General features: G+C 65.2%; 36 protein-coding genes. 8 read left to right on the plus strand and 28 right to left on the minus strand.

Annotated elements, in window-relative coordinates; all coding sequences use genetic code 11:
* Positions 1–36 precede the first annotated feature (36 nt).
* From FHR94_RS14675 to fabB, 7 genes are all read left to right on the plus strand, one after another.
* Positions 37–837 (plus strand): SDR family NAD(P)-dependent oxidoreductase, encoded by an 801-nt coding sequence (locus tag FHR94_RS14675; protein ID WP_183326617.1) that lies wholly within the window; start codon positions 37–39, stop codon positions 835–837.
* Complete coding sequence (locus FHR94_RS14680; protein WP_183326619.1) at positions 834–2,192, plus strand: NAD(P)/FAD-dependent oxidoreductase; 1,359 nt, start codon at positions 834–836, stop codon at positions 2,190–2,192. Before FHR94_RS14675 ends, FHR94_RS14680 begins: the two co-directional genes overlap by 4 nt.
* Positions 2,189–2,995: a DUF1365 domain-containing protein gene (locus tag FHR94_RS14685; protein ID WP_183326621.1), complete on the plus strand. Its 807-nt coding sequence runs from the start codon at positions 2,189–2,191 to the stop codon at positions 2,993–2,995. The genes FHR94_RS14680 and FHR94_RS14685 overlap by 4 nt, the downstream gene beginning before the upstream one ends.
* Positions 2,992–4,260 carry a class I SAM-dependent methyltransferase gene (locus FHR94_RS14690; protein ID WP_183326623.1) on the plus strand — a complete coding sequence of 423 codons (1,269 nt, stop codon included), beginning with the start codon at positions 2,992–2,994 and terminating at the stop codon, positions 4,258–4,260. The genes FHR94_RS14685 and FHR94_RS14690 overlap by 4 nt, the downstream gene beginning before the upstream one ends.
* An 8-nt stretch (positions 4,261–4,268) precedes the next feature.
* The gene (locus tag FHR94_RS14695) at positions 4,269–4,790 is read left to right on the plus strand and encodes a DUF2878 domain-containing protein (protein WP_183326625.1); all 522 of its coding nucleotides are present in this window, start codon (positions 4,269–4,271) and stop codon (positions 4,788–4,790) included.
* Between the two features lie 141 nt (positions 4,791–4,931).
* Positions 4,932–5,447 carry a 3-hydroxyacyl-[acyl-carrier-protein] dehydratase FabA gene (fabA, locus tag FHR94_RS14700; protein ID WP_183326627.1) on the plus strand — a complete coding sequence of 172 codons (516 nt, stop codon included), beginning with the start codon at positions 4,932–4,934 and terminating at the stop codon, positions 5,445–5,447.
* A gap of 11 nt (positions 5,448–5,458) precedes the next feature.
* Positions 5,459–6,676 carry a beta-ketoacyl-ACP synthase I gene (gene fabB / locus FHR94_RS14705; RefSeq protein ID WP_183326630.1) on the plus strand — a complete coding sequence of 406 codons (1,218 nt, stop codon included), beginning with the start codon at positions 5,459–5,461 and terminating at the stop codon, positions 6,674–6,676.
* 76 nt (positions 6,677–6,752) lie between these two features.
* On the opposite strand, the gene FHR94_RS14710 is transcribed toward fabB, so the two are convergent.
* From FHR94_RS14710 to FHR94_RS14725, 4 genes are all read right to left on the minus strand, one after another.
* Positions 6,753–7,511 carry a lysophospholipid acyltransferase family protein gene (locus FHR94_RS14710; RefSeq protein WP_183326632.1) on the minus strand — a complete coding sequence of 253 codons (759 nt, stop codon included), beginning with the start codon at positions 7,509–7,511 and terminating at the stop codon, positions 6,753–6,755.
* The gene (locus tag FHR94_RS14715) at positions 7,508–8,398 is read right to left on the minus strand and encodes a sugar nucleotide-binding protein (protein WP_183326634.1); all 891 of its coding nucleotides are present in this window, start codon (positions 8,396–8,398) and stop codon (positions 7,508–7,510) included. The genes FHR94_RS14710 and FHR94_RS14715 overlap by 4 nt, the downstream gene beginning before the upstream one ends.
* 23 nt (positions 8,399–8,421) lie before the next feature.
* A complete protein-coding gene (ssb, locus tag FHR94_RS14720; protein WP_183326636.1) occupies positions 8,422–9,006 on the minus strand; it encodes a single-stranded DNA-binding protein in 585 nt (194 codons plus the stop codon).
* Positions 9,007–9,105: 99 nt separating this feature from the next.
* Positions 9,106–10,500, minus strand: coding sequence for an MFS transporter (locus FHR94_RS14725; protein WP_183326638.1), 1,395 nt, complete (start codon positions 10,498–10,500; stop codon positions 9,106–9,108).
* A 158-nt stretch (positions 10,501–10,658) separates the two neighbouring features.
* Between FHR94_RS14725 and uvrA the strand changes: the two genes are divergently transcribed.
* Positions 10,659–13,529 carry an excinuclease ABC subunit UvrA gene (uvrA, locus tag FHR94_RS14730; protein WP_183326640.1) on the plus strand — a complete coding sequence of 957 codons (2,871 nt, stop codon included), beginning with the start codon at positions 10,659–10,661 and terminating at the stop codon, positions 13,527–13,529.
* A 70-nt stretch (positions 13,530–13,599) separates the two neighbouring features.
* On the opposite strand, the gene rplQ is transcribed toward uvrA, so the two are convergent.
* The 24 genes from rplQ to rplB form a co-directional block, all read right to left on the minus strand.
* Entirely contained in the window at positions 13,600–13,983 is a 384-nt protein-coding gene (gene rplQ, locus FHR94_RS14735) for a 50S ribosomal protein L17 (RefSeq protein ID WP_183326642.1), read from the minus strand.
* A gap of 39 nt (positions 13,984–14,022) precedes the next feature.
* Positions 14,023–15,021, minus strand: a complete 999-nt coding sequence (locus tag FHR94_RS14740) for a DNA-directed RNA polymerase subunit alpha (RefSeq protein ID WP_183326644.1) — start codon at positions 15,019–15,021, stop codon at positions 14,023–14,025.
* Positions 15,022–15,106: 85 nt separating this feature from the next.
* Positions 15,107–15,727, minus strand: coding sequence for a 30S ribosomal protein S4 (rpsD, locus tag FHR94_RS14745; protein WP_183326646.1), 621 nt, complete (start codon positions 15,725–15,727; stop codon positions 15,107–15,109).
* 12 nt (positions 15,728–15,739) lie between these two features.
* Positions 15,740–16,126 carry a 30S ribosomal protein S11 gene (rpsK, locus tag FHR94_RS14750; protein WP_013331014.1) on the minus strand — a complete coding sequence of 129 codons (387 nt, stop codon included), beginning with the start codon at positions 16,124–16,126 and terminating at the stop codon, positions 15,740–15,742.
* Positions 16,127–16,165: 39 nt separating this feature from the next.
* Positions 16,166–16,522 carry a 30S ribosomal protein S13 gene (gene rpsM, locus FHR94_RS14755; RefSeq protein ID WP_183326648.1) on the minus strand — a complete coding sequence of 119 codons (357 nt, stop codon included), beginning with the start codon at positions 16,520–16,522 and terminating at the stop codon, positions 16,166–16,168.
* 124 nt (positions 16,523–16,646) lie between these two features.
* Positions 16,647–16,760: a 50S ribosomal protein L36 gene (rpmJ, locus tag FHR94_RS14760; protein ID WP_008959154.1), complete on the minus strand. Its 114-nt coding sequence runs from the start codon at positions 16,758–16,760 to the stop codon at positions 16,647–16,649.
* A gap of 79 nt (positions 16,761–16,839) precedes the next feature.
* Positions 16,840–18,171: a preprotein translocase subunit SecY gene (secY, locus tag FHR94_RS14765; protein ID WP_183326650.1), complete on the minus strand. Its 1,332-nt coding sequence runs from the start codon at positions 18,169–18,171 to the stop codon at positions 16,840–16,842.
* Entirely contained in the window at positions 18,172–18,606 is a 435-nt protein-coding gene (gene rplO, locus FHR94_RS14770) for a 50S ribosomal protein L15 (protein WP_183326652.1), read from the minus strand.
* 3 nt (positions 18,607–18,609) lie between these two features.
* Positions 18,610–18,792 (minus strand): 50S ribosomal protein L30, encoded by a 183-nt coding sequence (rpmD, locus tag FHR94_RS14775; RefSeq protein WP_013331010.1) that lies wholly within the window; start codon positions 18,790–18,792, stop codon positions 18,610–18,612.
* Positions 18,793–18,797: 5 nt separating this feature from the next.
* Positions 18,798–19,298 carry a 30S ribosomal protein S5 gene (gene rpsE / locus FHR94_RS14780; protein ID WP_183326654.1) on the minus strand — a complete coding sequence of 167 codons (501 nt, stop codon included), beginning with the start codon at positions 19,296–19,298 and terminating at the stop codon, positions 18,798–18,800.
* An 11-nt stretch (positions 19,299–19,309) separates the two neighbouring features.
* Positions 19,310–19,660, minus strand: coding sequence for a 50S ribosomal protein L18 (rplR, locus tag FHR94_RS14785; RefSeq protein WP_183326656.1), 351 nt, complete (start codon positions 19,658–19,660; stop codon positions 19,310–19,312).
* Positions 19,661–19,669: 9 nt separating this feature from the next.
* The gene (rplF, locus tag FHR94_RS14790; protein ID WP_183326659.1) at positions 19,670–20,200 is read right to left on the minus strand and encodes a 50S ribosomal protein L6; all 531 of its coding nucleotides are present in this window, start codon (positions 20,198–20,200) and stop codon (positions 19,670–19,672) included.
* Positions 20,201–20,209: 9 nt separating this feature from the next.
* A complete protein-coding gene (gene rpsH, locus FHR94_RS14795; protein WP_183326661.1) occupies positions 20,210–20,602 on the minus strand; it encodes a 30S ribosomal protein S8 in 393 nt (130 codons plus the stop codon).
* Positions 20,603–20,634: 32 nt separating this feature from the next.
* On the minus strand, positions 20,635–20,940 hold the full coding sequence (gene rpsN, locus FHR94_RS14800) for a 30S ribosomal protein S14 (RefSeq protein ID WP_183326663.1): 306 nt from the start codon (positions 20,938–20,940) through the stop codon (positions 20,635–20,637).
* 10 nt (positions 20,941–20,950) lie between these two features.
* A complete protein-coding gene (gene rplE, locus FHR94_RS14805) occupies positions 20,951–21,490 on the minus strand; it encodes a 50S ribosomal protein L5 (protein WP_183326665.1) in 540 nt (179 codons plus the stop codon).
* 18 nt (positions 21,491–21,508) lie between these two features.
* Positions 21,509–21,826, minus strand: a complete 318-nt coding sequence (gene rplX, locus FHR94_RS14810) for a 50S ribosomal protein L24 (protein WP_183326667.1) — start codon at positions 21,824–21,826, stop codon at positions 21,509–21,511.
* Positions 21,827–21,840: 14 nt separating this feature from the next.
* A complete protein-coding gene (gene rplN / locus FHR94_RS14815; RefSeq protein ID WP_183326669.1) occupies positions 21,841–22,212 on the minus strand; it encodes a 50S ribosomal protein L14 in 372 nt (123 codons plus the stop codon).
* A 52-nt stretch (positions 22,213–22,264) separates the two neighbouring features.
* Positions 22,265–22,525 carry a 30S ribosomal protein S17 gene (gene rpsQ, locus FHR94_RS14820; RefSeq protein ID WP_183326718.1) on the minus strand — a complete coding sequence of 87 codons (261 nt, stop codon included), beginning with the start codon at positions 22,523–22,525 and terminating at the stop codon, positions 22,265–22,267.
* A 1-nt stretch (position 22,526) separates the two neighbouring features.
* Positions 22,527–22,718 (minus strand): 50S ribosomal protein L29, encoded by a 192-nt coding sequence (rpmC, locus tag FHR94_RS14825; protein WP_183326671.1) that lies wholly within the window; start codon positions 22,716–22,718, stop codon positions 22,527–22,529.
* Positions 22,718–23,131 (minus strand): 50S ribosomal protein L16, encoded by a 414-nt coding sequence (rplP, locus tag FHR94_RS14830; RefSeq protein WP_071943806.1) that lies wholly within the window; start codon positions 23,129–23,131, stop codon positions 22,718–22,720. Before rplP ends, rpmC begins: the two co-directional genes overlap by 1 nt.
* 15 nt (positions 23,132–23,146) lie before the next feature.
* On the minus strand, positions 23,147–23,845 hold the full coding sequence (gene rpsC, locus FHR94_RS14835; protein ID WP_183326673.1) for a 30S ribosomal protein S3: 699 nt from the start codon (positions 23,843–23,845) through the stop codon (positions 23,147–23,149).
* An 11-nt stretch (positions 23,846–23,856) separates the two neighbouring features.
* Entirely contained in the window at positions 23,857–24,189 is a 333-nt protein-coding gene (gene rplV, locus FHR94_RS14840; RefSeq protein WP_183326675.1) for a 50S ribosomal protein L22, read from the minus strand.
* Positions 24,190–24,207: 18 nt separating this feature from the next.
* Positions 24,208–24,483: a 30S ribosomal protein S19 gene (rpsS, locus tag FHR94_RS14845; protein ID WP_183326678.1), complete on the minus strand. Its 276-nt coding sequence runs from the start codon at positions 24,481–24,483 to the stop codon at positions 24,208–24,210.
* A 33-nt stretch (positions 24,484–24,516) separates the two neighbouring features.
* A complete protein-coding gene (gene rplB / locus FHR94_RS14850) occupies positions 24,517–25,347 on the minus strand; it encodes a 50S ribosomal protein L2 (RefSeq protein WP_183326679.1) in 831 nt (276 codons plus the stop codon).
* Between the last annotated feature and the right edge of the window lie 4 nt (positions 25,348–25,351).

Here is a 25,351-nt window from a genome sequence, read left to right on the forward strand (position 1 = left end):
CGTAACACCAGGCCCCCAAGAGCCTCGGGAGACGACATGATGGCAGCGTACACAACACAACGCATCTGGCTGACTGGGGCCACCTCCGGTATCGGCCGGGCCCTGGCCGAGCGCCTGCTCGACCAGGGCCATCGGGTCGCGCTCAGTGCCCGCCGTCCCGAGGCCCTGGCCGACCTGGCCGGCGACCGGGACAACGCCCTGCCGCTGCCCCTGGACGTTACCGACCGCCAGACCGTGCTGGCGGCCGGGCGGCGGCTGGAGGCCCGCTTCGGCGGGCTCGACCTGGTGATCCTCAACGCCGGCACCTGCGAGTACCTGGACGCCCGGCACTTCGATGTCGAGCTGGTCGAGCGGGTCTTCGCCCCCAACGTCTTCGGTGTCCTGTACGGCATCGAGGCTGCCCTGCCGCTGCTGCGCCGGGCCCGAGCCGAGGGCGGCCGCCCGCTGCTCGCCGCCACCTCCAGCGCCTCGGCCTACCTGGCCCTGCCCCGGGCCGAGGCCTACGGCGCCTCCAAGGCGGCCCTCAGTCACTTTTTGGAGTCGCTGCGCCTCGACCTGGCCGGCGAGGGCATCGACGTGAGCATCATCCATCCCGGCTTCGTCAAGACACCGCTCACCGACCGCAATGACTTCCCGATGCCGATGCGGGTGAGCGTCGAACAAGCTGCGGAGGCCATCCTCGCCGGCCTCACCGCCCACCGTCTGGACATCCACTTCCCGCGGCGTTTCACCTTACTCCTCAAGCTGCTGGGCGTGCTGCCGCCGGGCGTGCGCTATCGCCTTGGCCGTCGCCTGGCCCGCGACCCGAACAGCACCCCACGGGAGGCCCGCTCATGACTCTGCCCTTCTCGCCCGCCGCCTCCCAGCGGAGTGCCGCCCAACGGAGTGCCGCCCAACGCATCGCCGTGGTCGGCAGCGGCATCGCCGGCATGGCCGCCAGCTGGTATCTGTCGAGTCGCCACGAGGTCACCCTCTTCGAGGCCGACACGCGGCTGGGGGGTCATACCGCCACCGTGGATGTCACCGTCGACGGTCGCGCCTACGCCATCGATACCGGCTTTATCGTCTTCAACGACTGGACCTACCCCCACTTCCGGCGACTGCTCGAGCGCCTGGGTGTGGCGAGCCAGCCCACCGAGATGAGCTTCTCGGTCCACGAGACGGCCCGGGATTTCGAGTACAACGGCCACACCCTGGCGAGCCTGTTCGCCCAACGCAGCAACCTCCTACGCCCGCGCTTCCATGGCCTGCTGCGCGACATCCTGCGCTTCAATCGCGAGGCCACCCGGGACCTGGTCGCTGAGCGCCTGCCCGCGGGGCTGACCCTCGGCGAGTATCTCGATCGCGGTGGCTTCGGCCGCGACTTCCAGCAACGCTACCTCCTGCCCATGGGCGCAGCGATCTGGTCGGCCAGCATCCACGACCTGCGGGGGTTCCCGCTGCGCTTCTTCGTGCGCTTCTTCTACCATCACGGCCTGCTGTCGGTGACTCACCGGCCACAGTGGTACACCCTGGTGGGCGGCTCGCGGGCCTACATCCCGGCCCTGACCGCCCCCTACGCCGAGCGCATTCGCCTGGCCACCCCGGTGCAGGGGATCCGCCGTGAGGCGAACGGCGTGCGACTGCGCAGCGCCGCCGGCGTGGAGCGTTTCGACCAGGTGGTGCTGGCCTGTCATGCCGACCAGGCGCTGGCGATGCTGGAGGACGCCTCCCCTGCCGAGCGAGCAATCCTCGGCGCCCTGCCGTACCGAGACAACGAGGTGGTCCTGCACACCGACACCCGGATGCTGCCACGTCGTCGCCGCGCCTGGGCCAGCTGGAACTACCGCCTGGATGGCCGCGGCGGCGACGCCCGGGCCTCGGTGACCTACGACATGAACATCCTGCAGCGTCTCGAGGCCCCGCAGACCTTCTGTGTCACCCTCAACGACGGCGCAAGCATCGACCCGGCGACGGTGCTCGGTCGCTACACCTATGCCCACCCCCAGTTCACCCTGGCCGGCCAACGCGCCCAGGCGCGTCACAGCGAGATATCGATGCCGGCACGGCGCACCCACTTCTGTGGCGCCTACTGGCGCAACGGCTTCCACGAGGATGGCGTCTGGAGCGCCCTGCGCGTCGCGCGTGCCCTGGGCTGCGACGAGCAGGCGGCACCCGACGCGCGTCTCATGTCTCCGGAGGCCCTGGCATGATCCGGTCACCGCACTCGCGCATCTATCGTGGGCAACTGCGCCACCGGCGTTTCCTGCCGCGCCACCACGCCTTCACCTACGGGGTCTGGATGGCCTGGCTCGACCTGGACGAGCTGCCCGAGCTGTTCGACGGCGTGCCCGGCTACAGCACCCGCCGGCCGGCGCTGGCACGTTTCCGTCGCGAGGACTATCTCAGGGACGATCTGGCGCCCCATGACCGCCCGTTGAAGCAGGCGGTGCGCGAGGAGCTCACCCGTCAGCTGGGCAGCGCCCCTGACGGGCGGATCTGCCTGCTGACCCAGCTACGCACCCTGGGCGTGGGCTTCAACCCCATCTCGCTGTATTACGCCTATGACGCCGGAGGCGAGCTGCGCGCGCTGCTCGGCGAGGTCAGCAACACCCCTTGGGGCGAGCGGACCACCTACGCCTGCGCCGTGGACCCACGACGCCACAGCCACCAGGCCGCGTTCGTCAAGGCCATGCATGTCTCCCCCTTCAACCCCATGGACCTGACCTACCGCTGGCGCTTCGACACGCCGGGCGAGACGCTCGCGATGCACATGGAGACCTGGAAGGACGGCACGCGACACTTCGACGCCACCCTGACCCTCGAGGCCCGTCCGGCGACCCGCGGCGTACTGGTTGCCACCCTGGCCCGCCAGCCCTGGATGGCGCTGAAGACCCTGGCCGGCATTCACTTCGAGGCATTGCGCCTGTGGCTCAAGCGCGTCCCCCTGCATGCCCACCCCGGTCACCCCCACTCGGGAGCCCCCGCTCCCCACCACGAGGAGAGATCGTCGTGAGTACCCTGCGTTCCACCCGCCCTCACTCCCTGCCCCTCGACGATGACCGATGGTCCCGCTGGCTCAAGCCCCGGCTGCTCGACCCGCTGGACCGTCTCGAAGGGGGCGAGATCACCCTCATCGACGGCCACCAGTGTCATCACCTCGGACAGGGCGGCGAGCTGAGGGTGACCCTGGTGGTCCGCGACAGTCGCCTCTGGAAGCGCTTGGCGCTGGGAGGCACCGTGGGGGCCGCCGAGGCCTACCTGGACGGCGATTGGGACACCGACGACCTGGTCGCCTTGGTGCGTCTGTTCGCCCGCAATCTGGAGCGGATCAACGACGACATGGAGGGGGGTCTGGCCCGGCTGGGTCGCTGGCTGCTCAGTGGGCTCTATGGCCTGCAGCGCAACACGCTTGATGGGTCACGGCGCAACATCGCGGCCCACTACGACATCGGCAACGAGCTCTTCGCGACCTTCCTCGACCGCGACCACCGCATGTATTCCAGCGCGGTGTTCCCCCATGCCAAGGCCAGCCTGGAGGAGGCCTCCACCCACAAGCTCGACCGAATGCTCGACCGGCTGGACGTGCGGGCCCATCACCACCTGCTGGAGATCGGCACCGGCTGGGGCGGCCTGGCCCTCCATGCGGCACGGACCCGCGGCTGCCGGGTCACCACCACCACCATCTCCGAGGAGCAGTACGCCCATACGGCCCGACGCATCGCCCAGGCGAGGCTGGGTGATCGCATCACCCTGCTCAAGCAAGACTACCGGGAGCTGGAGGGGCGCTACGACCGGCTGATCTCGGTGGAGATGATCGAGGCGGTCGGCCACCAGTATCTCGACACCTACCTGGCGACCCTAGACCGCCTGCTCGTCGACGACGGCCTGGCCATGCTGCAGGCCATCACCATCCGCGACCAACGCTTCGAGGCCGCCAAGCGGGAGATGGACTTCATCAAACGCTACATCTTTCCCGGTGGCTTTTTGCCCTCACACCGCGCGATCCTCGACGGCCTGACGCGGCGCACCTCCCTCAACGTGGTGTCACTGGAGGAGATCGGCCCGCATTATGCCCGTACCCTGCGCGAGTGGCGCCAGCGCTTCGAGGGCAGCCTCGATCGGGTACGCAAGCTCGGCTATGACGAGCGCTTCATCCGCATGTGGCGCTACTACTTCTGCTACTGCGAGGGGGCCTTCCTGGAGCGCACCATCGGCACCTGCCACCTGCTACTGGCCAAGCCCGGCGCCCGCCCCGCGCCGTTGACCGGCGCGGTATAGAAACCACCATGTCGCCTCACGCCCTGGGCTTGATCGCCAACCTCGCCGCCTTCCAACTGGGCTGGTTCGCCTGTGTACTGGGGGGGTCGGCCCTCGGCGCCGCGGTCACGGCCGTCATCCTGGGCCTGCACCTGCGGCTTCTCGCCCGTCCCGGCGAGTGGCGCTGGCTGGTCGGCTTCGCGGTCCTGGGGCTCGGGGTCGACGGCGCTCTGGCGCTGGCCGGGGGGTTCGCCTTCCCCGCCGGCACCCTGACCCTGGGGCCCCTGCCCCCCTGGCTGTGGCTGCTCTGGCCGCTCTTCGCCACCCTGCTCCACCACTCGCTGGCCTGGCTGTGGCAGCGCCCCTGGCTGGCGGTCCTGGGCGGTGCCACCAGCGGACCGCTCTCCTATTTCGCCGGAGCGCGCCTGGCGGGCGTGGAGCTGGCTCCCTGGTTGCTGCCCGTCGAGGCGCTGGCCTGGGCGCTGATCTGCCTGTGGCTATGCCGGCGCCTCGGCCAGCGGCGCCGGCAAGGATTCGTCGCGAACGGCTAAAGCCGACGTTAGCAGTGCGGCTTGTCGCGACGGCCCTGGCGTGCATTCACCGTGCGTGAACAGTAGACTAGGCGGGCACGGGGCCGCCCGGGTGCACCTGCCGGCCGCGGCACACAAAATCTCGACTCTCGGAACGACTCAGTGACCAAGCAACACTCCTTTGATCGCGAAGCACTGCTGGCCTGCAGCCGCGGCGAGCTGTTCGGCCCCGGCAACGCCCAGTTGCCGGCACCCAACATGCTGATGCTTGATCGCATCACGCACATCCACGAAGAGGGTGGCGAGCACGGCAAGGGCGAGCTGATCGCCGAGCTGGATATCCACCCGGACCTGTGGTTCTTCGACTGCCACTTCCCGGGAGATCCCGTGATGCCCGGCTGCCTGGGGCTCGATGCCATGTGGCAGCTGGTCGGTTTCTACCTGGGCTGGCTCGGGCATCCCGGCCGAGGCCGCGCCCTGGGCTGCGGCGAGGTCAAGTTCACCGGCCAGATCCTGCCCGAGGCCCAGAAGGTCACCTACCGCATCAACATCAAGCGCATCATCACCCGGCGCCTGATCTTGGGCATGGCCGACGGCACTGTCTCCGTGGATGGCCGCGACATCTACCAGGCCAACGACCTGCGCGTCGGCCTGTTCACCTCCACCGCGAATTTCTGAAGGAGGCTTCCATGCGACGAGTGGTAGTCACCGGACTGGGCATCGTGTCCTGCCTGGGCAACGACGCACAACAGGTCCTCGAGGCGCTCAGGAGCGGGCGCTCGGGCATTCGCTTCAAGGAAGAGTACGCCGAGCTCGGCTTCCGTAGTCAGATTGCAGGCGTGGTCGACATCGACCTGGAGGCGCTGATCGACCGCAAGCTGCGCCGCTTCATGGGCGACGCCGCGGCCTATGCCTATGTCTCCATGGCCCAGGCCATCGAGGATGCCGGGCTCTCGCCGGAACAGGTCTCTAGTGAGCGTACCGGGCTGATCGCCGGTTCGGGTGGCGCCTCCAGCGCCAACCAGGTGGAGGCCGCCGATGTGATGCGCGAGAAGGGCCTGCGACGGGTCGGCCCCTATCGGGTCACCCGTACCATGGGCAGTACCGTCTCTGCCTGTCTGGCCACGCCCTTCCGAATCAAGGGCGTCAACTACTCCATCTCCTCGGCCTGCGCCACCTCGGCCCACTGTATCGGCAGCGCCATGGAGCAGATCCAGATGGGCAAGCAGGACGTGGTCTTCGCCGGTGGCGGCGAGGAGGAGCACTGGACCCTATCCTGCCTGTTCGATGCCATGGGCGCCCTGTCGACCCACTACAACGAGACACCTGAGAAGGCCTCGCGCCCCTATGACCAGGCCCGCGATGGTTTCGTTATCGCCGGTGGCGGCGGCATGGTGGTCCTAGAGGAACTCGAGCATGCCAAGGCCCGCGGGGCGAAGATCTACGCGGAAGTCATCGGTTACGGGGCGACCTCCGACGGTCACGACATGGTCGCGCCCTCCGGCGAGGGGGCGGTGCGCTGCATGCGCCAGGCGCTCGCCACCGTGAACGGCGACATCAGCTATATCAACACCCACGGCACCTCCACCCCGGTGGGCGACATGGCCGAGCTCAAGGCGATCCGCGAGGTGTTCGGCAACACCACACCGGCGATGAGTTCCACCAAGTCGCTGACCGGCCACTCCCTGGGCGCCACCGGCGTACAGGAGGCGATCTACTCGCTGCTGATGCTGGAGCACGACTTCATCGCCGCCTCCGCCAACGTGGAACAGCTGGACGACCAGGCCAAGGGCTTTGACATCGTCACCGGGCGTCGCGATGCCCCCGGCGTCAAGCGGGTGCTCACCAACAGCTTCGGCTTTGGTGGCACCAACGCCTGCCTGGTCTTGGAGAAGTACACCGACTGACGTGGTCGTCACCGCCGGTGAAACGCCAGAAGGCGCCCTTAGGGGCGCCTTCTGGCGTTATGCACCGTTATCGTCGTCAGCCGGTCACCGTCTCGCGACCGGTGACCGACTGCGAGGGACGCGGCACCTCGGAAATCTCGGCGAGTCGCGCCTCGATCCAGGCCTCGGTCTCGGCCAGCACCGCCTCGGGAGTCCGGCCGACGGTCTCGATGGGCTCCCCCACCACCAACGTCAGGCGCCCCGGACGCTTGACCCAGTGCCGCCCCGGCCAGCGCTCCCCGGCATTGTGGGCCACCGGCACCACCGGCATGCCGGCGCGGCAGGCGATCACTGCTCCACTCTTGTTGTAGCGGCGCCGGTGCCCCGGCGCGACCCGGGTGCCCTCGGGAAAGATCAGCACCGAGAGTCCTTCCTCGAGGCGAACCTTGCCTTGGGTGAGCACCTGCTTCATGGCGCGGGCGGGGCGGGAACGGTCCAGGGCGATGGGGTGCAGAAGACGCAGCCCCCAGCCAAAGATCGGGATATTGAGCAACTCGCGCTTGAGCACCGTGCAGACGGGCGGCTTGAGCAGCTGCAGGTAGACCGTCTCCCACTCGCACTGGTGGTTGGCCAGGATCACGCAGGGCCCCTCGGGAAGCCGCTCGTGGCCACGGATCTCGTAGCGCACCCCGCAGGCCAGACGAAACCAGGCGACGATGAAGTGGTTGTAGAGGTTGAGCAGACGATAGCGGGACTTCAGTGGCAGGAAGGGGGCCGGCGGCAGGAAGAGCACCCCGCACACCAGCATGGCCAGGAAGTAACCGGCATAGAAGACCAGGCTGCGGATCACGTTCATCGTGGCATCGACTCCTCTGCCGTCTTGCCGTCGTCCCTAGCCAGGCACCAGGTATCCAGCATGCGCCCCAACTCGAGGCGCCACGGCTTCTGGTGCACACCGAATACCTCCAGGACCCGGCGACAGTTCAATACCCGGCGCAGCGGCTGGTCATGGTGATGGCTGAGCGCCTTGACGCCGCCCAGCGCGAGCGTCTCGCCGCGACCCTCGAGTCGCGTGGCGAGCTGGGTACGCATCACGGAGACGAAGGTGTAGGTGCTCACCGGCTCGGTGCCGGCCAGGTGGTAGCTGCCCCAGGCCTCGGCGCCGCACTGCTGCTGCTGGAGCATCCCGATCAGCGCCATGGCCACCGCATCCGCCGAGGTAGGACACAGGATGACGTCGGACTCGGCCCGCACTTCGCGACCGGCCACCAGGGTATCGATTAACTCGCCCAGCCAGGCATGGCTGCCCTCCAAGGCGAATAGTGGCCCCAGCCGCACGATCAGGTGCCGGGGCAACTCGGTGCGGATCCGGTCGCCGACCCGCACCAGTCGACGCAGGCCATCATCCCGAGGCTCGGGAATCACGTGCTCGTCGATGGGGGCATCGACGCCATCCTCGTAGAGCTGGTCGGAGACGCACCACACCAGCGGAATGTCCGCCTCGCGACACGCCACCAGGCAGGCCTCGACCGCCTCGGCATGGGCCGTGACGGCAGCCGGGTCGGCGCTGATGGGGCGTGACAACGGTGGAATCACCAGGGCATCCGGCTGCACGGCCTCCAACAGGCCGGCCTCCAGCACCAATCCCGGCTCGATGGTCAGCTCGGTATCGGCACGCCGGTTGGCTTCCCGAGCCAGCGCCAGGCTCAGGCAGTGGCCGGCATCCAGAATCAGCAGCTTCACGGCAGTTCCTCGGCGTTACGCGGCTAAAACGGGATCTCGTCATCGAAGTCGTCGAAGCTGCCCGGATCGGGGGCGCCATAGTTGCCGCCTTGTTGCTGGCCACCGCCCTGGTTGGGCGTCGGCCGCGGTGCGGGACGCGGCTGCGGTTGGCCGCCACCGTAGTTGCCGCCTTGCTGCTGATCGCCGAAGCCACCGCCCTGCTGAGGCTGGCCACCGAAGCCGCCGGCCTGCTGGGCCGCCATGCCGCCGCCCTGGAAGTCACCGCCGCCTCCGCGGGAATCGAGCATCTGCATGTCGTTGGCGACGATCTCGGTGCTGTAGCGATCCTGGCCGTTCTGGTCCTGCCACTTGCGGGTCTGCAGGCGACCCTCGACATAGAGCTTGGAGCCCTTCTTGAGGTATTGCTGGGCGATCTCGGCCAGCTTGTTGAACATCACCACCCGGTGCCATTCGGTGCGTTCCTGGCGCTGACCGCTCTGGCGATCCGTCCAGGTATCGGTGGTCGCGAGGTTGAGGTTGGCGACCGCGGTACCGGAGGGCGTGAAGCGCACTTCCGGATCCTGGCCGAGGTTACCGATAAGAATGACCTTGTTGACGCCACGGGCCATGGTTGACTCCTTTAACTCTCGAATTCGTGATGCAGTGGAATGCGCGGGCACCGGACCATTGGCCCCGGTCCACGCGAGACGATCTCATGCCCTGAGCGCTCAGGTACCACGCCGATGCTCGCCCGAGGCGACCAGTTTTGCCAGGGCCTGCTCGTCGAGGCGCTGGCGATCGACCTTGAGGTAGGCCAGTCGCTCCTCGGGAACGACCAGCACGTCTTCGACCCCGGCCACCTCGGCGAAGCGCGCCATCAGGGTGTCCAGGGCATCATCATGATGGGTTTCCTCCAGGGCGACCACCTCGCTGGACAGATAACGGGGCGCGGCCATGCCGGTCATCAGTACCAGCCAGGCGAGTCCCAGCAGGGCCGCGCCCACGAAGACCGCGGCAAGCCCCCACTGCTGGGCCAAGGCGCCACCCAGCACGCCGCCCAGGAAGGCGCCCAGGAATTGGCTGGTGGAGTAGACCCCCATCGCAGTGCCCTTGGCCCCGGCCGGGGCCAGCTTGCTGAGCATCGAGGGCAGGGTTGCCTCCAGCAGATTGAAGGCAATGAAAAACAGCAGCAGCCAACCGACCAGACCCCACAGGCTACTGGCGAACCCGGCCAGGCCTGCCAGGCTGAGGGTGATGGCCGTGATCGCCGAGAGACACATGCTCTTCATGCGGCGACGCTTCTCGGCGATGATGACCAGCGGCACCATGGCCACGAAGGCCAGAGCCATGACGCCCAGGTAGACCCAGCCATGGTGCTCGATGGCGATGCCGGACTCGACCAGGCGGAAGGGCACGGCGACGAAGATCGCCATCAGGATCAGGTGCAGGCAGAAGATCGAGGCATCCATGCGCCACAGTTCGACCCGGCCAAGGATCGTCCCGAGCTGACCACGATCCAGTCCCACATCCCGGTGTCGCACACGTCGGGGGGCCGGTGGCACCAGCTTCCACAGCACGACCAGGCCCAAGGCGGCCAGCCCCGCGGTGAACCAGAAGACCCCAGCAAGCCCGAGGCCAGCCGCGATCAGCGGTCCCAGCACCATGGCCACGGCGAAGGCCACCCCGATGGACAGCCCGATGGTGGCCATGGCGGCGGTGCGCACCTGTTCGCGGGTCTGGTCGGCGAGCAGGGCCATGATCGCCGCGGCGACCGCCCCGCTGCCCTGCAGACAGCGTCCCAGGATCACTCCGCCGATGCTGTCGGCCAGCGCCGCCACCACGCTGCCGACCAGGAACAGCACGAGCCCCGCGGCGATCACCGGCTTGCGCCCTAGCCGGTCGGAGACCAGGCCGAAGGGGATCTGCAACACGGCCTGGGTCAGGCCATAGATGCCCAGTGCCAGGCCGACCAGCAGCGGCGTGGCGCCCGCCAGCCGGTCGGCGTAGAGCGCCAGTACCGGCAGCACCATGAACAGGCCCAGCATGCGTGTGGCATAGAGCCCGGCCAGCCCGGCGATGGCGCGACGCTCGGTGGCCAACAGCAGTCCTGAGAGCTTTCGCATAGGGATCGACGTTCCGTGGACAGGCCCGCGGGCCCAGAGGTGGACCGCATATTCTAGCGGCTCGCCGCCCCCCAGGGAAAGCCGCCGGCGTGACGCGCTTTGCCGGGCCCGCGCCGGCAACCGTATAATCGACCCTTTACCGCGTCCGCGAGGTGGGAATGGACAGGATCCTGGTCAGGGGTGCCCGCACCCACAACCTGAAGAATATCGACGTCACGCTGCCCCGGGACAGGCTGATCGTGGTCACCGGCCTGTCCGGCTCGGGCAAGTCGTCGTTGGCCTTCGACACCCTCTACGCGGAGGGGCAGCGGCGCTATGTGGAGTCCCTCTCCACCTATGCCCGCCAGTTTCTGTCGATGATGGAGAAGCCCGATGTCGACCATATCGAGGGGCTGTCGCCGGCGATCTCCATCGAGCAGAAATCCACGTCCCACAATCCCCGCTCCACCGTGGGCACCATCACCGAGATCTACGACTACCTGCGACTGCTCTATGCCCGAGCCGGCACGCCGCGCTGCCCGGAGCACGGCGAGGACCTCGAGGCCCAGACCATCTCGCAGATGGTCGACCAGGTGCTGGGCCTGCCCGAGGGCAGCAAGCTGATGCTGCTCGCCCCGGTGGTCAAGGGACGCAAGGGCGAGCACCTGCAGCTGCTGGCCGAGCTGCGCGCCCAGGGCTTCGTGCGCGCCATGGTCGATGGCCAGGTGCTCGAGCTTGACGACATCGCCCCGCTGGACAAGAACCGCAAGCACGATATCAGCGTGGTAGTGGACCGCATCAAGGTCCGCGAGGGCCTGGCCCAGCGCCTGGCGGAGTCCTTCGAGACCGCCCTGGGGCTCGCCGACGGTACGGCCATCGTGCACTTCATGGACGGCGAGCACGAGGACATCGCCTTCTCCTCGCGCTTCGCCTGCCCGGTGTGCGGTTACTCGATCGCCGAGCTCGAACCGCGCATGTTCTCCTTCAACAACCCGGCCGGGGCCTGCTCGAGCTGCGACGGCCTGGGTGTGCAGCAGTTCTTCGACCCCGACAAGCTGATCAGCCATCCCGAGCTGTCGCTGGCCGAGGGGGTGATCAAGGGCTGGGACCGGCGTAGCGTCTTCTACTTCAACCAGCTCCAGGCGGTAGCGGACCACTACCGCTTCACCCTGGAGACCCCCTGGCAGGACTTGGCCCGCCATGAGCGTGAGATCATTCTCCACGGCAGTGGCCATGACGAGATTGCCTTCACCTACGTCAACGACCGCGGCCGCAAGGTGACCCGCGAGCATCCCTTCGAAGGGGTGCTGCCCAACATGCAGCGCCGCTACCGCGAGACCGAGTCGAGCATGGTCCGTGAGGAACTGGCGCGCTACATCGCCGTGCAGCCCTGCCCCACCTGCCACGGCTCGCGGCTGCGCAAGGAGGCCCGCCACGTCTTTATCGACGGTCACACCCTCCCCGAGCTGGTCCACCTGCCGATCGGCGAGAGCCGTGACTACTTCGGTGTGCTCGCCTTGCCGGGCCGCAAGGGCGAGATCGCCGAGAAGATCGTCAACGAGATCCATGCCCGCCTAGAGTTCCTGGTCAATGTGGGGCTCGACTACCTCAACCTGGAGCGTAGCGCCGAGACCCTGTCCGGCGGCGAGGCCCAGCGCATCCGCCTGGCCAGCCAGATCGGCGCCGGCCTGGTGGGGGTCATGTACATCCTCGATGAGCCCTCCATCGGCTTGCACCAGCGCGACAACGACCGACTGCTCAAGACCCTGGAGCGCCTGCGTGACCTGGGCAACACCGTGATCGTGGTGGAGCACGACGAGGAGGCCATCCGCGCCGCCGACCATGTGCTCGACATCGGTCCCGGGGCCGGTGTCCACGGCGGTCGGGTGGTGGCCCAAGGCACCCCGGACGAGATCATGGCCACCGAGGATTCGCTGACCGGCCAGTATCTGGCCGGCGAGCGGCGCATCGAGGTCCCGCCCTGGCGGATTCCCGGCAACCCCGAGAAGGTGGTACGCCTCACCGGCGCACGGGGCCATAACTTGCAAGACGTGACCCTGACGCTACCGCTGGGACTCTTCGTCTGCGTCACCGGGGTCTCGGGCTCCGGCAAGTCGACGCTGATCAACTCCACCCTGATGCCCATCGCCGCCCGGGAGCTCAACCGCGCCAGTAGCCTGACCCCGGAGGCCCATGACGGCATCGAGGGGCTGGAGCACCTCGACAAGGTCATCGACATCGATCAAAGCCCCATCGGCCGTACCCCGCGCTCCAACCCGGCCACCTACACCGGCATCTTCACCCCCATTCGTGAGCTCTTCGCCGGCACCCAAGAGGCCCGCTCGCGGGGCTACAAGCCCGGCCGCTTCTCCTTCAACGTCAAGGGCGGACGCTGCGAGGCCTGCCAGGGCGAAGGGATGATCAAGGTGGAGATGCACTTCCTGCCGGACATCTATGTGCCTTGTGATGTCTGCAAGGGCAAGCGCTACAACCGCGAAACCCTGGAGATCGCCTACAAGGGCAAGAGCATCCACGAGGTGCTGGAGATGACCGTCGAGGAGGCGCTCGAGTTCTTCAGTCCGGTACCGGCCATCGCCCGGCGACTGCAGACGCTGATGGATGTGGGGCTGTCCTATATCCGTCTGGGCCAGAGCGCCACCACCCTCTCCGGCGGCGAAGCCCAGCGGGTCAAGCTGGCCCGGGAACTGGCCAAGCGCGATACCGGCAAGACCCTCTATATCCTCGACGAGCCCACCACCGGGTTGCACTTCGAGGACATCCGCCAGCTGCTCACGGTGCTCCACCGCCTGCGCGACCACGGCAACACCATCGTGGTCATCGAGCATAACCTGGATGTGATCAAGACCGCCGACTGGCTGATCGACCTGGGTCCCGAGGGTGGCTCCGGGGGCGGGCGCATCATTGCCGAGGGCACGCCGGAGCAGGTCGCTCGACTCGAGGACTCCCACACCGGCCGCTTCCTCAGGCCGCTGCTGAAACGGCATGCCACGAGCTCCCAGCCACGGGCCACGAGCACGGCGGAGACCTGACCAAGCTAAAAAAACCGGCTCCCCTAGGGGAGCCGGTTTGGCGTGTCGCACCAGAAAGGCCGGGCGAGGATCACTCCTCGGCGACTTCCTCGACGACCGGACGGTCGACCAGTTCGACGTAGGCCATGGGGGCGTTGTCGCCGGTGCGGTAGCCGCACTTGAGGATCCGGACATAGCCGCCCGGACGGTTGGCATAACGCGGCCCCAGCTCGTTGAAAAGCTTGCCGACCGCGTCCTTGGAGCGGGTGCGGCTGAAGGCCAGACGCCGGTTGGCGACGCTGTCCTGCTTGGCCAGGGTGATCAGCGGCTCGATGACGCGACGCAGCTCCTTGGCCTTGGGCAGGGTTGTCTTGATCACTTCGTGCTCGACCAGCGACACGCTCATGTTCTTGAACATGGCCTGGCGATGCGAGCTGGTGCGATTCAGGTGACGACCACTCTTACGATGACGCATGGTTGTGATTCCTTACCTAACGGGGACTCGAGTCGACGCTCACGCAGAGGCCTTATCGTCCTTGAGGCTCGCCGGCGGCCAGTTCTCTAGCCGCATGCCCAGGGACAGACCGCGTGTGGCCAATACGTCCTTGATCTCGTTCAGGGACTTCTTGCCGAGATTGGGGGTCTTCAGCAGCTCCACCTCGGTGCGCTGGATCAAATCCCCGATATAGTAGATGTTCTCGGCCTTCAGGCAGTTGGCACTGCGGACGGTCAACTCGAGATCGTCTACGGGGCGCAGCAGGATCGGATCGATGTGATCCTCTTCCTCTTCCATTTCCTGTTCCTTATCGGCTTCCAGGTCGACGAACGCGGCCAGCTGCTCCTGCAGGATGGTCGCGCTGCGACGGATCGCCTCTTCCGGATCCAGGGTGCCGTCGGTTTCCAGGTTGATGATCAGCTTGTCGAGGTCGGTGCGCTGTTCGACACGCGCGGCCTCGACGGCGTAGGAAACCCGACGCACGGGACTGAAGGTCGCATCCAGCTGCAGGCGGCCGATGGCACGGGACTCGTCGTCCGCCTCGCCACGTACGTCCGCCGGCTCGTAGCCGCGGCCGCGGGCGATCTTGAGCTGCATCTTCAGCTCGGCCCCTTCGTTGACATGGGCGATGACGTGCTCGGGGTTGACGATCTCGACGTCGTGGTCGAGAGCGATGTCGCCCGCAGTCACGACGGCCGGGCCCTGCTTGTTCAGCGAGAGCACCGCCTCGTCGCGGCTATGCATCTTGATCGCCACGTCCTTGAGGTTCAGGAGGATTTCGATGACATCTTCCTGGACGCCCTCGATCGCGCTGTACTCGTGGTCGACCCCACTGATCTCGGCGTCCACCACGGCACAGCCGGGCATGGACGAGAGCAGGATGCGACGCAGTGCATTGCCCAGCGTGTGGCCGAAGCCACGCTCGAAGGGCTCGAGCACGATCTTCGCGTGATGTGCGCTGATCTCTTCGACCTTGATATCGCGAGGACGGAGAAACTCTGTCACTGAACGCTGCATATGAATACCTTTCAGGCTGCCAAACGGATACTCGGTACTGAAGGCCGCCCCCCGTGGTCGGAGGACGGCGCGGTCTGGCCGCTGATTACTTCGAGTACAGCTCGACGATCAGGTTTTCGTTGATGTCGGCAGACAGGTCACCGCGTTCAGGCAGAGCCTTGAAAGTGCCTTCCATCTTCTTGGCATCGGTCTCGACCCAGGCCACGTCGCCACGGTTGGCGGCGATGCCCAGGGCGTTCTGAATACGCGCCTGGTTCTTGGCCTTCTCGCGGACGGAGACCACGTCACCGGGCTTGACCTGGTAGGACGCCACGTTGACGCTCCTGCCGTTGACGGAGATGGCCTTGTGGCTGACCAGCTGACGCGCCTCGGCACGCGTGGCGCCGAAGCCCATGCGGTAGACGACGTTGTCCAGTCGGGATTCGAGAAGCTGCAGCAACACCTCGCCGGTCGCGCCCTTCAGGCGGGCCGCTTCCTTGTAGTAGTTGCGGAACTGCTTCTCGAGCACGCCGTACATGCGACGTACTTTCTGCTTCTCGCGAAGCTGCAAGCCGTAGTCGGAAAGACGCTGACGGCGCTGGCCGTGCACACCCGGAATCTGCTCGGATTTGCACTTCTTCTCGAAGGGAGTGACACCGCTCTTGAGGAAGAGGTCGGTGCCTTCCCGACGAGACAGTTTGCACTTCGGTCCAATATAACGAGCCATGAATCTGTCTCCTTAAACGCGGCGTTTCTTCGGCGGACGGCAGCCATTGTGGGGAATGGGCGTCGCGTCGGTGATGCTCTGCACGCGGAAGCCGGCGGCGTTGAGCGCGCGCACGGCGGATTCACGGCCCGGACCGGGGCCCTTGACCAGCACGTCGACGTTTTTCACACCATACTCGGCTGCAGCGGTCGCTGCACGCTCGCTTGCCACTTGAGCAGCGAACGGGGTGCTCTTGCGAGAACCACGAAAACCCGAACCACCGGCAGTCGCCCAGGAGAGCGCGTTGCCCTGGCGGTCTGTGATCGTAATGATCGTGTTGTTAAAAGAGGCGTGGATATGCGCGACGGCATCCACGACCTGCTTTTTAACCTTCTTACGGTTGCTACGCGGGTTAGCCATGTTGATGTCTATTCCTGTCGTTACGCCAGAACGTGCGTGTTATTTGCGGATCGGCTTGCGCGGGCCCTTACGGGTACGCGCATTGGTCTTGGTACGCTGACCACGCAGCGGAAGACCACGACGATGACGCAGACCACGATAGCAACCCAGGTCCATGAGACGCTTGATGTTCAGCGTCGTATCACGGCGAAGGTCGCCTTCTACGGTGTACTTGCCGACCTCGGAACGCAGGGTATCGACTTCTTCAGAAGACAGCTCCTGGATCTTGGTGGTCGGCGCGATGCCGGCCGCGTCACAGATTTGACGTGCGCGAGTACGGCCAATCCCGAAGATATAGGTCAGCGAGATCGCCGCATGCTTGTTGTCCGGGATATTGACGCCTGCAATACGGGCCATCAGCTTACTCCGAAATTTGAGCGGCTTGCTCGATTGGTCATCTACAAAAGGCGCAACAGCATACCCCTTTACCCGCCAGAGGGCAAGGGGTATGCCGGCACCCGATTCATGACAGCGTCGGGGCTCAGCCCTGGCGCTGCTTGTGCCGCGGTTCGCTGCAGATGACGCGCACGGCGCCATTGCGACGAATGATCTTGCAGTTGCGGCACATTTTCTTCACGGAAGCTCGAACTTTCATCGTTCCATCTCCATAGTTGGCTCGCGCCGCGAGCCAAGGGTTCGGCTCGCGGCGCGCCAAATCTTGCCAGCGGCGCGCCTCAGCGCATGATGCCGCCGCTGCCGTAGCCTTTCAGGTTGGACTTCTTCATCACCGACTCGTATTGGTGCGACATGAGGTGCGATTGCACCTGGGCCATGAAGTCCATGATCACCACCACCACGATCAACAGCGAGGTGCCGCCGAAGAAGAACGGCACGTTCCAGGCCACGATCAGGAACTGGGGCATCAGGGAGACGGCAGTGATGTAGAGGGCACCGAACAGGGTCAGACGCGTCATAACCTTGTCGACATAGCGAGCGGTCTGCTCGCCGGGGCGGATACCCGGCAGGAAGGCCCCCGACTTCTTGAGGTTGTCGGCGACATCCTTGGGATTGAAGACCAGCGCTGTGTAAAAGAAGCAGAAGAATACCACCGCCGCGCCGAAAAGCAAGATATACAGCGGCTGGCCCGGGCCGAGGGCCTGGGACGCGCGCTGCAGCCACTCCATGCCTTCCCCGGCACCGACCCACTGCCCCAGCGACGCTGGGAACAGCAGGATGCTCGAGGCGAAGATCGCCGGAATCACGCCTGCCATGTTGACTTTGAGCGGCAGATAGCTGCTCTGGCCGGCATACATCTTGTTGCCGACCTGGCGACGCGGGTAGTTCACCGTGATGCGGCGCTGGCCGCGCTCGATGAACACCACGAAGGCCACGGTGGCGATGCCCAGCACGGACAGGGCCAGCAGCGGCAGCACGTTCCAGGCGCCTTCGTTGCGGGCCAGCTCGAACGCCTGCCCCACAGCACCAGGCAGGCCGGCGACGATCCCCGAGAAGATCAGCAGCGAGATGCCGTTGCCGATGCCCTTCTCGGTGATCTGCTCGCCCAGCCACATCAGGAACACCGCCCCGCACACGAAGGTCACGATGGCGGTGAAGTAGAAGCTGAAGTCGGCCGTGTAGGCGATCCCCTGGCTGGCCAGGCCCACCGACATGCCGGTGGCCTGGATGAAGGCCAGGAGCACGGTGCCGTAGCGCGTGTACTGGCTGATCTTGCGGCGGCCGGCCTCGCCCTCCTTCTTCAACTGCTCGAGGTGGGGCGAGACGGCGGTCATCAGCTGCATGATGATCGACGCCGAGATGTAGGGCATGATGCCCAGGGCGAGGATACTCATGCGCTCCAGGGCGCCCCCCGAGAACATGTTGAACATGCCCAGGATGGTGCCCTGTTGCTCCCTGAACAAGGCAGCAAGCTGGTCAGGATTGATACCGGGAACGGGAATGTGGGCACCGATACGGTAGACCACGATGGCGAGGAGTACGAAGCGCAGACGCGCCCAGAGTTCACTCAGACCGCTGCCCATCGCCGGCATGTTTCCTGACTTGGCCATTTAGTCCTCTACCTTGCCGCCGGCAGCCTCGATCGCGGCACGGGCCCCCTTGGTGACCTTGATGCCGCGGACGGTAACCGCCTTGTTCAGTTCGCCGGAAAGGATCACCTTGGCATACCGCGTGGCGTCCTTGAGCACGTTGGCCTGCTTGAGGGACGCCAGGGTGACCTCGTCACCCTCGACCCGGGCCAGTTCGCCCAGCCGGACCTCCTCGGAGGCCAGCGACTTCGCCGAGGTGAAGCCGAACTTGGGCAGACGCCGCTGCAGCGGCATCTGGCCGCCCTCGAAGCCGGGCTTCACGCTGCCGCCGCTGCGCGACTTGAGGCCCTTGTGGCCGCGGCCGCCGGTCTTGCCCAGACCGGAGCCGATGCCACGACCGACACGCTTCTCGGCGTGCTTGGAGCCCGGTGCCGGGCTCAGGCTATTGAGTTTCATGGATTACTCTCCCTCAACACGCACAAGGTAGTTGACCTTGTGGATCATGCCGCGGACGGCAGGGGTGTCTTCCAGTTCAACCGTGTGACCGATGCGGCGCAGGCCGAGGCCCTTCATGGTGGCCTTGTGCTTGGCCAACACGCCGATGGTGCTGCGGGTCTGGGTAACCTTGATCGTTGCTGACATGGTGCTTACCCCGTGATCGCTTCGACAGGCAGACCGCGCTTGGCGGCCACGTCTTCCGGCGACTGCAGGGAGGCCAGACCGTTGACGGTCGCCCGCACCACGTTCACCGGGTTGGTGGAGCCGTAGCACTTGGCCAGGACGTTGTGCACACCGGCCAGCTCGAGCACGGAGCGCATGGCGCCGCCGGCGATGATCCCGGTACCCTCGGAAGCCGGTTGCATGTACACCTTGGAGGCGCCATGACGGGCCTTGACCGGATACTGCAGGGTACCACCGGTCAGGTTGACCTTGACCATGTTGCGGCGGGCCTGTTCCATCGCCTTCTGGATCGCCACCGGCACCTCGCGTGCCTTGCCGCGACCGAAGCCGACACGACCGTTGCCGTCACCCACGACGGTCAAGGCGGTAAAGCCGAAGACCCGGCCCCCCTTGACCACCTTGGCGACACGGTTGACCTGCACGAGCTTTTCCTGCAGATCGCCGCTTTGCTGTTCGTTCTTCGCCATCGTAAAACCCTTTAGAATTCCAGGCCGCCTTCACGAGCGGCGTCGGCCAGGGCCTTCACACGACCATGGTACTTGAAACCGGCACGATCGAAGGCCACCTGGGTGATGCCCGCCTGCTTGGCACGTTCGGCAATCAGCGCGCCCACCTTGGCGGCGGCGTCGGCATTGCCGGTACCGCCTTCACGCAGGGCCTTGTCCAGCGTGGAAGCGCTGGCTAGGACCTTGCCACCATCCGGCGAGATGATCTGCGCGTAGATGTGACGCGGGGTACGGTTAACGCACAGGCGATACACGCCCAGCTCGCGGATCTTGGCGCGAGCGCGGCGGGCACGACGGAGACGAGATTCTTTCTTCGCGTTCATAACCCTGCCTTACTTCTTCTTGGCTTCTTTGCGGCGGACCTGCTCATCCGCGTACCGGATCCCCTTGCCCTTGTAGGGCTCGGGCGGACGGAAGGCACGGATCTCCGCGGCAACCTGGCCGAGCTTCTGCTTGTCCGCGCTCTTGAGCACGATCACGGTGTTCTTGGGCGTTTCCGCCGTGACACCTTCAGGCAGCGTGTAGTCGACCGGGTGTGAGAAGCCCAGTGTCAGATTGAGCGTCTGGCCCTTGGCCTGGGCACGATAACCGACGCCGTTGATTTCGAGCGACTTGGTAAAGCCCTCGGATACACCGGTGACCAGGTTCTGGACCAGGGCACGAGTGGTACCGGCCATCGCCCAGCTCTTGGCGGACTCGCTCGGCTGGAAGGACAGCTGGCCTTCTTCCTGGCCGATGATCACGTCCGAATGGACGGTCATGGACAGGGTGCCCTGGCCGCCCTTGACGGACAGCTGGTCGTTATCGAGCTTGACCTCGACGCCGGCGGGCACTTTGACTGGATATTTGGCTACGCGTGACATTCCAAACTCCTAGAATACGGTGCAGATGACTTCACCACCGACACCCGCCTGGCGAGCCGCACGGTCGGTCATCACGCCCTTGGAGGTGGTGACGATCGCGACGCCCAGCCCCTCGGCCACCTTCGGCAGCGCTTCCTTGCCCTTGTACTGGCGAAGGGAGGGCTTGGAGACCCGCTGGATGTGCTCGATGACCGGCTTGCCCTCGAAGTACTTGAGGCTGACGGTCAGCTCGGGCTTGGCGGTCTCGCTGACGGCGAAGTCGTTGATGTAGCCCTCTTCCTTCAGTACGCGAGCCACCTCGACCTTGAGCTTGGAGGACGGCATGGTCACCGCCTCCTTGGTGGCCATCTGCGCATTGCGGATACGGGTGAACATATCCGCCAGAGTGTCTTGCATGCTCATTTACGTTGCGCTCCTGATGATTCTACGTGGCGTTACCAGCTGGACTTCTTGAGTCCGGGCACGTCGCCACGCATGGCGGCTTCACGCAGCTTGTTGCGGCCGAGGCCGAACTTGTTGTAGTAGCCATGCGGACGGCCGGTGATGCGGCAGCGGTTACGCTGACGCACCGGGCTCGAGTCACGCGGCAACTGCTGCAGCTTGAGCTGCGCGTCGAAGCGCTCTTCGTCGGAAGCGTTCACGTCCTGGATGATCGCCTTGAGCTCGGCGCGCTTGGCGGCGTACTTGGCCACCAGCTTGGCGCGCTTCTCTTCGCGTTCTACCATGCTCTTCTTTGCCATGATCCCACCCTTATTTCTTGAACGGGAAGTTCAGTGCGCTCAGCAGCGCACGCCCTTCGTCATCGGTGTTGGCAGTGGTGGTGATGGTGACATCCAGACCCCGGATCCGATCGATCTTATCATACTCGATTTCCGGAAAGATGATCTGCTCACGCACCCCCATGGAGTAGTTGCCACGACCGTCGAAGGACTTCGGGTTGAGACCACGGAAGTCACGAACGCGGGGGATCGCGATATTCACCAGGCGATCGAGGAAGTCCCACATGCGCTCACGGCGCAGGGTGACCTTGATCCCGATCGGCCAGCCTTCACGCACCTTGAAGCCCGCGATGGACTTGCGTGCCTTGGTCACCACCGGCTTCTGGCCGGAGAGCTTCTCCAGGTCGCCGATGGCGTTGTCGATCAGCTTCTTGTCACTGGTCGCCTCGCCGATGCCCATGTTCAGGGTCACCTTGGTGATCCGGGGCACCTGCATGACGTTGGCGTAGCTGAACTGCTCTTGGAGTTGAGCCACCACCTCGTTCTGATAACGTTCTTTCAAGTTCGCCATTTTGCTATCCGACTCGCGTTAGGCGTCGATCTGCGACTGCGTCGACTTGTAGATACGTACCTTGGTACCGTCTTCCTGAACCTGGAAGCCGACGCGATCCGCCTTGCCGGTCTCCTGGTTGAAGATGGCCACGTTGGACGCGTGAATCGGTGCCTCGCGCTCGACGATACCGCCCTGGTTGCCCGCCATCGGGTTGGGCTTGGTGTGACGCTTGATCATGTTCACACCGGACACGACGAAGCGGTCGTCCCTGAGGACGCGCTTGACGGTGCCACGCTTGCCCTTGTCCTTGCCGGCGATGACGATCACTTCATCGTCACGTTTGATCTTTTGCATATCCGCCTCGCTCCTTACAGCACTTCAGGCGCCAAGGAAATGATCTTCATGAACTTCTCGGTACGAAGCTCACGGGTCACCGGCCCGAAGATACGGGTGCCGATCGGCTGCTCGTTGATGTTCTGCAACAGAACTGCCGCATTTCCGTCGAAGCGGATCAGCGAACCGTCGTTACGACGGACGCCACTACGGGTGCGAACCACCACCGCCTTGAGGACCTGGCCCTTCTTGACCTTGCCACGCGGAATGGCTTCCTTCACCGTGACCTTGATGATGTCGCCCACGCGAGCATAGCGGCGGTGCGAACCGCCGAGCACCTTGATGCACTGCACCCGGCGCGCCCCGCTGTTGTCGGCGACATCCAGCATTGTCTGAGTCTGAATCATCGGTTTTCTCCAAACCTAATCTGACTGCACAGGCTTGACTGGCCTTGGCCGATCAACCCTTCGCCTGTTCGACGACCTCGACCAGTGTCCAGGCCTTCTTCTTGGACAGCGGACGGCACTCCTGAATGGACACCGTATCGCCAGCCTTGGCCTGGTTGGCCTCGTCATGGGCGTGCAGCTTGCTGGAGCGCTTGACGTATTTGCCGTAGATCGGGTGACGCTCACGACGCTCGATCATCACGACGATGGACTTGTCCATCTTGTCGCTCACCACCTTGCCGGTGAGCGTACGGGCTTTCTTCTCTTCGGCCATTTCAGTCACCTGCCTTCTCGTTGAGCACAGTCTTCACGCGGGCGATATCCCGACGAACCTGCTTGAGCAGATGTGTCTGGCTCAGCTGACCGGTGGCCTTCTGCATGCGCAGGTTGAACTGCTCGCGGAGGAGTTCGAGAAGCTGCTCCTGGAGCTGCTCTGCGGACTTTTCACGAATTTCCTGGGCTTTCATCACATCACCGTCCGTTTCACAAAGGTGGTGGAGACCGGGAACTTCTGCGCCGCCAGGGCGAATGCCTCGCGGGCCAGCTCCTCGGAAACGCCTTCGATTTCGTAGAGGACCCGGCCAGGCTGGATCTGGGCGACCCAGTACTCCACGGACCCCTTGCCCTTACCCATGCGGACTTCCAGCGGCTTCTTGGAAATCGGCTTGTCGGGGAAGACACGGATCCAGATCTTGCCACCACGCTTGACGTGACGAGTGATCGCACGACGACCGGCCTCGATCTGACGGGCGGTGACGCGGCCCCGGCCGGTGGCCTTGAGGCCATACTCGCCGAAGCTCACCTTGCTGCCGCGATGCGCCAGGCCACGGTTGCGGCCCTTCTGCACCTTGCGGAACTTCATACGTTTGGGTTGTAACATCGACTCGCTCTCCCCTTACCTGGAACCTTTCTTCTTGGAGGGCGCGCTTTGCGGCTGCTTGGCCTTGGCGCGGACCTCCTCGATGCCCCCGAGGATCTCACCTTTGAAGACCCACACCTTGACACCGATGATGCCGTAGGTGGTCTTGGCCTCGTAGGTGGCGTAGTCGATGTCCGCACGCAGGGTGTGCAGCGGAACGCGACCTTCCCGGTACCACTCGGTGCGGGCGATCTCGGCGCCGCCGAGGCGACCGGAGAGCTGCACCTTGATGCCGCCGGCGCCCAGGCGCATGGCGTTCTGCACGGCACGCTTCATGGCACGGCGGAACATCACACGACGCTCGAGCTGGCCGGCGATGTTCTGCGCGACGAGTTGCGCATCGAGTTCCGGCTTGCGGACTTCTTCGATGTTGACGTGCACGGGCACACCCATCATCGCGGTGACCTCACGCCGCAGGCGGTCGACGTCCTCGCCCTTCTTGCCGATCACGATGCCCGGACGAGCCGTATGAATGGTAATGCGGGCGTTGTTGGCCGGACGCTCGATGGTGATGCGGCTCACGGAGGCGTTCTTCAGGCGCTCCTCGATGAAGCTACGCACGGCGAGGTCGTTGTTCAGCTTGTCGGCATAGGTGCCGCCCTCGGCATACCAGACCGAGGCATGGTCCTTGACGATACCCAGGCGAATGCCTGTCGGATTGACTTTCTGACCCATCTGGTCGACTCCTACTTCTCGGCTACCTTGACGGTGATGTGGCAGGTGCGCTTCAGAATGCGATCCGCACGGCCCTTGGCGCGCGGACGGATGCGCTTGAGCGTCATGCCCTCATCGACGCAGATGGTCGAGACACGCAGCTCGTCGATATCCATGCCGTTGTTTTCTTCCGCATTCGCGATGGCGGACTGCAGCACCTTTCTGACCAGCTTGGCGGCCTTCTTCGGGGAGAAGGTCAGCAGGTCGAGCGCCTCGGCGACCGGTTTACCGCGCACCTGGTCAGCCACCAAACGGGCCTTCTGGGCGGATAAACGAGCGCCACGCAGCTTGGCTGTGACTTCCATCTCTCAATCCTCTCTGGCTTACCGTTTGGCTTTTTTGTCCGCCGCGTGACCGCGATAGAGGCGGGTGGCAGCGAATTCGCCCAGCTTGTGGCCAACCATTTCCTCGGAGACGTGCACCGGGACATGTTGGCGACCGTTATGGACTGCAATGGTGAGCCCGACCATGTTGGGCAGGATCATGGAACGACGCGACCAGGTCTTGATCGGTTTGCGGTCGTTCTTCTCCACTGCAGTCTCAACCTTCTTCAGCAGATGAAGGTCAATGAAGGGACCTTTCTTCAGTGAACGTGGCACAGCCGTTACCTCTTGATGTCTTGGCGTTGGATCTTAGTTCCGGGCCTTGCGGCGGCGGACGATCAGCTTGTCGGTGCGCTTGTTCTTGCGGGTCTTGTGGCCCTTGGTGGGGATGCCCCACGGAGACACCGGGTGACGCCCCCCGCTGGTGCGGCCTTCACCACCACCGTGCGGGTGATCCACCGGGTTCATGGCCACGCCGCGAACGGTCGGGCGCACGCCCCTCCAGCGCTTCGCACCGGCCTTGCCAAGCTGACGCAGGCTGTGCTCGGAGTTGCTGACTTCCCCCAGGGTCGCGCGGCACTCGGCCAGCACCTTGCGCATCTCGCCGGAGCGCAGACGCAGGGTGGCGTAGTTGCCTTCGCGGGCGACCAGCTGGGCGCTGGTGCCGGCGCTGCGTGCAAGCTGGGCGCCCTTGCCGGGCTTGAGCTCGATGCAGTGCACGGTGGAACCCAGCGGGATGTTGCGCAGCGGCAGCGCATTGCCCTTCTTGATCGGCGCATTGACGCCGGACTCGAGGCGATCCCCTGTGCTCACGCCCTTGGGGGCGATGATGTAGCGACGCTCGCCATCGAGGTACTTCAGCAGGGCGATATGCGCGCTGCGGTTCGGGTCGTGCTCCAGGCGCTCGACGATGGCCGGAACGCCATCCTTGGTGCGCTTGAAGTCGATGACCCGATAGTGGTGACGGTGACCACCGCCCACGTGGCGGGTGGTGATGCGACCGTGGTTGTTACGGCCACCGGACCGGGACTGCTTCTCGAGCAGCGGCGCGTAGGCGCGGCCCTTGTACAGCTCCTCGCCAACGATCTTGACGACGTGGCGACGACCGGCGGATGTGGGTTTTGTCTTGACGATTGCCATGATC

The sequence above is a fragment of the Halomonas cerina genome, assembly GCF_014192215.1.
GTDB lineage: Bacteria > Pseudomonadota > Gammaproteobacteria > Pseudomonadales > Halomonadaceae > Halomonas > Halomonas cerina.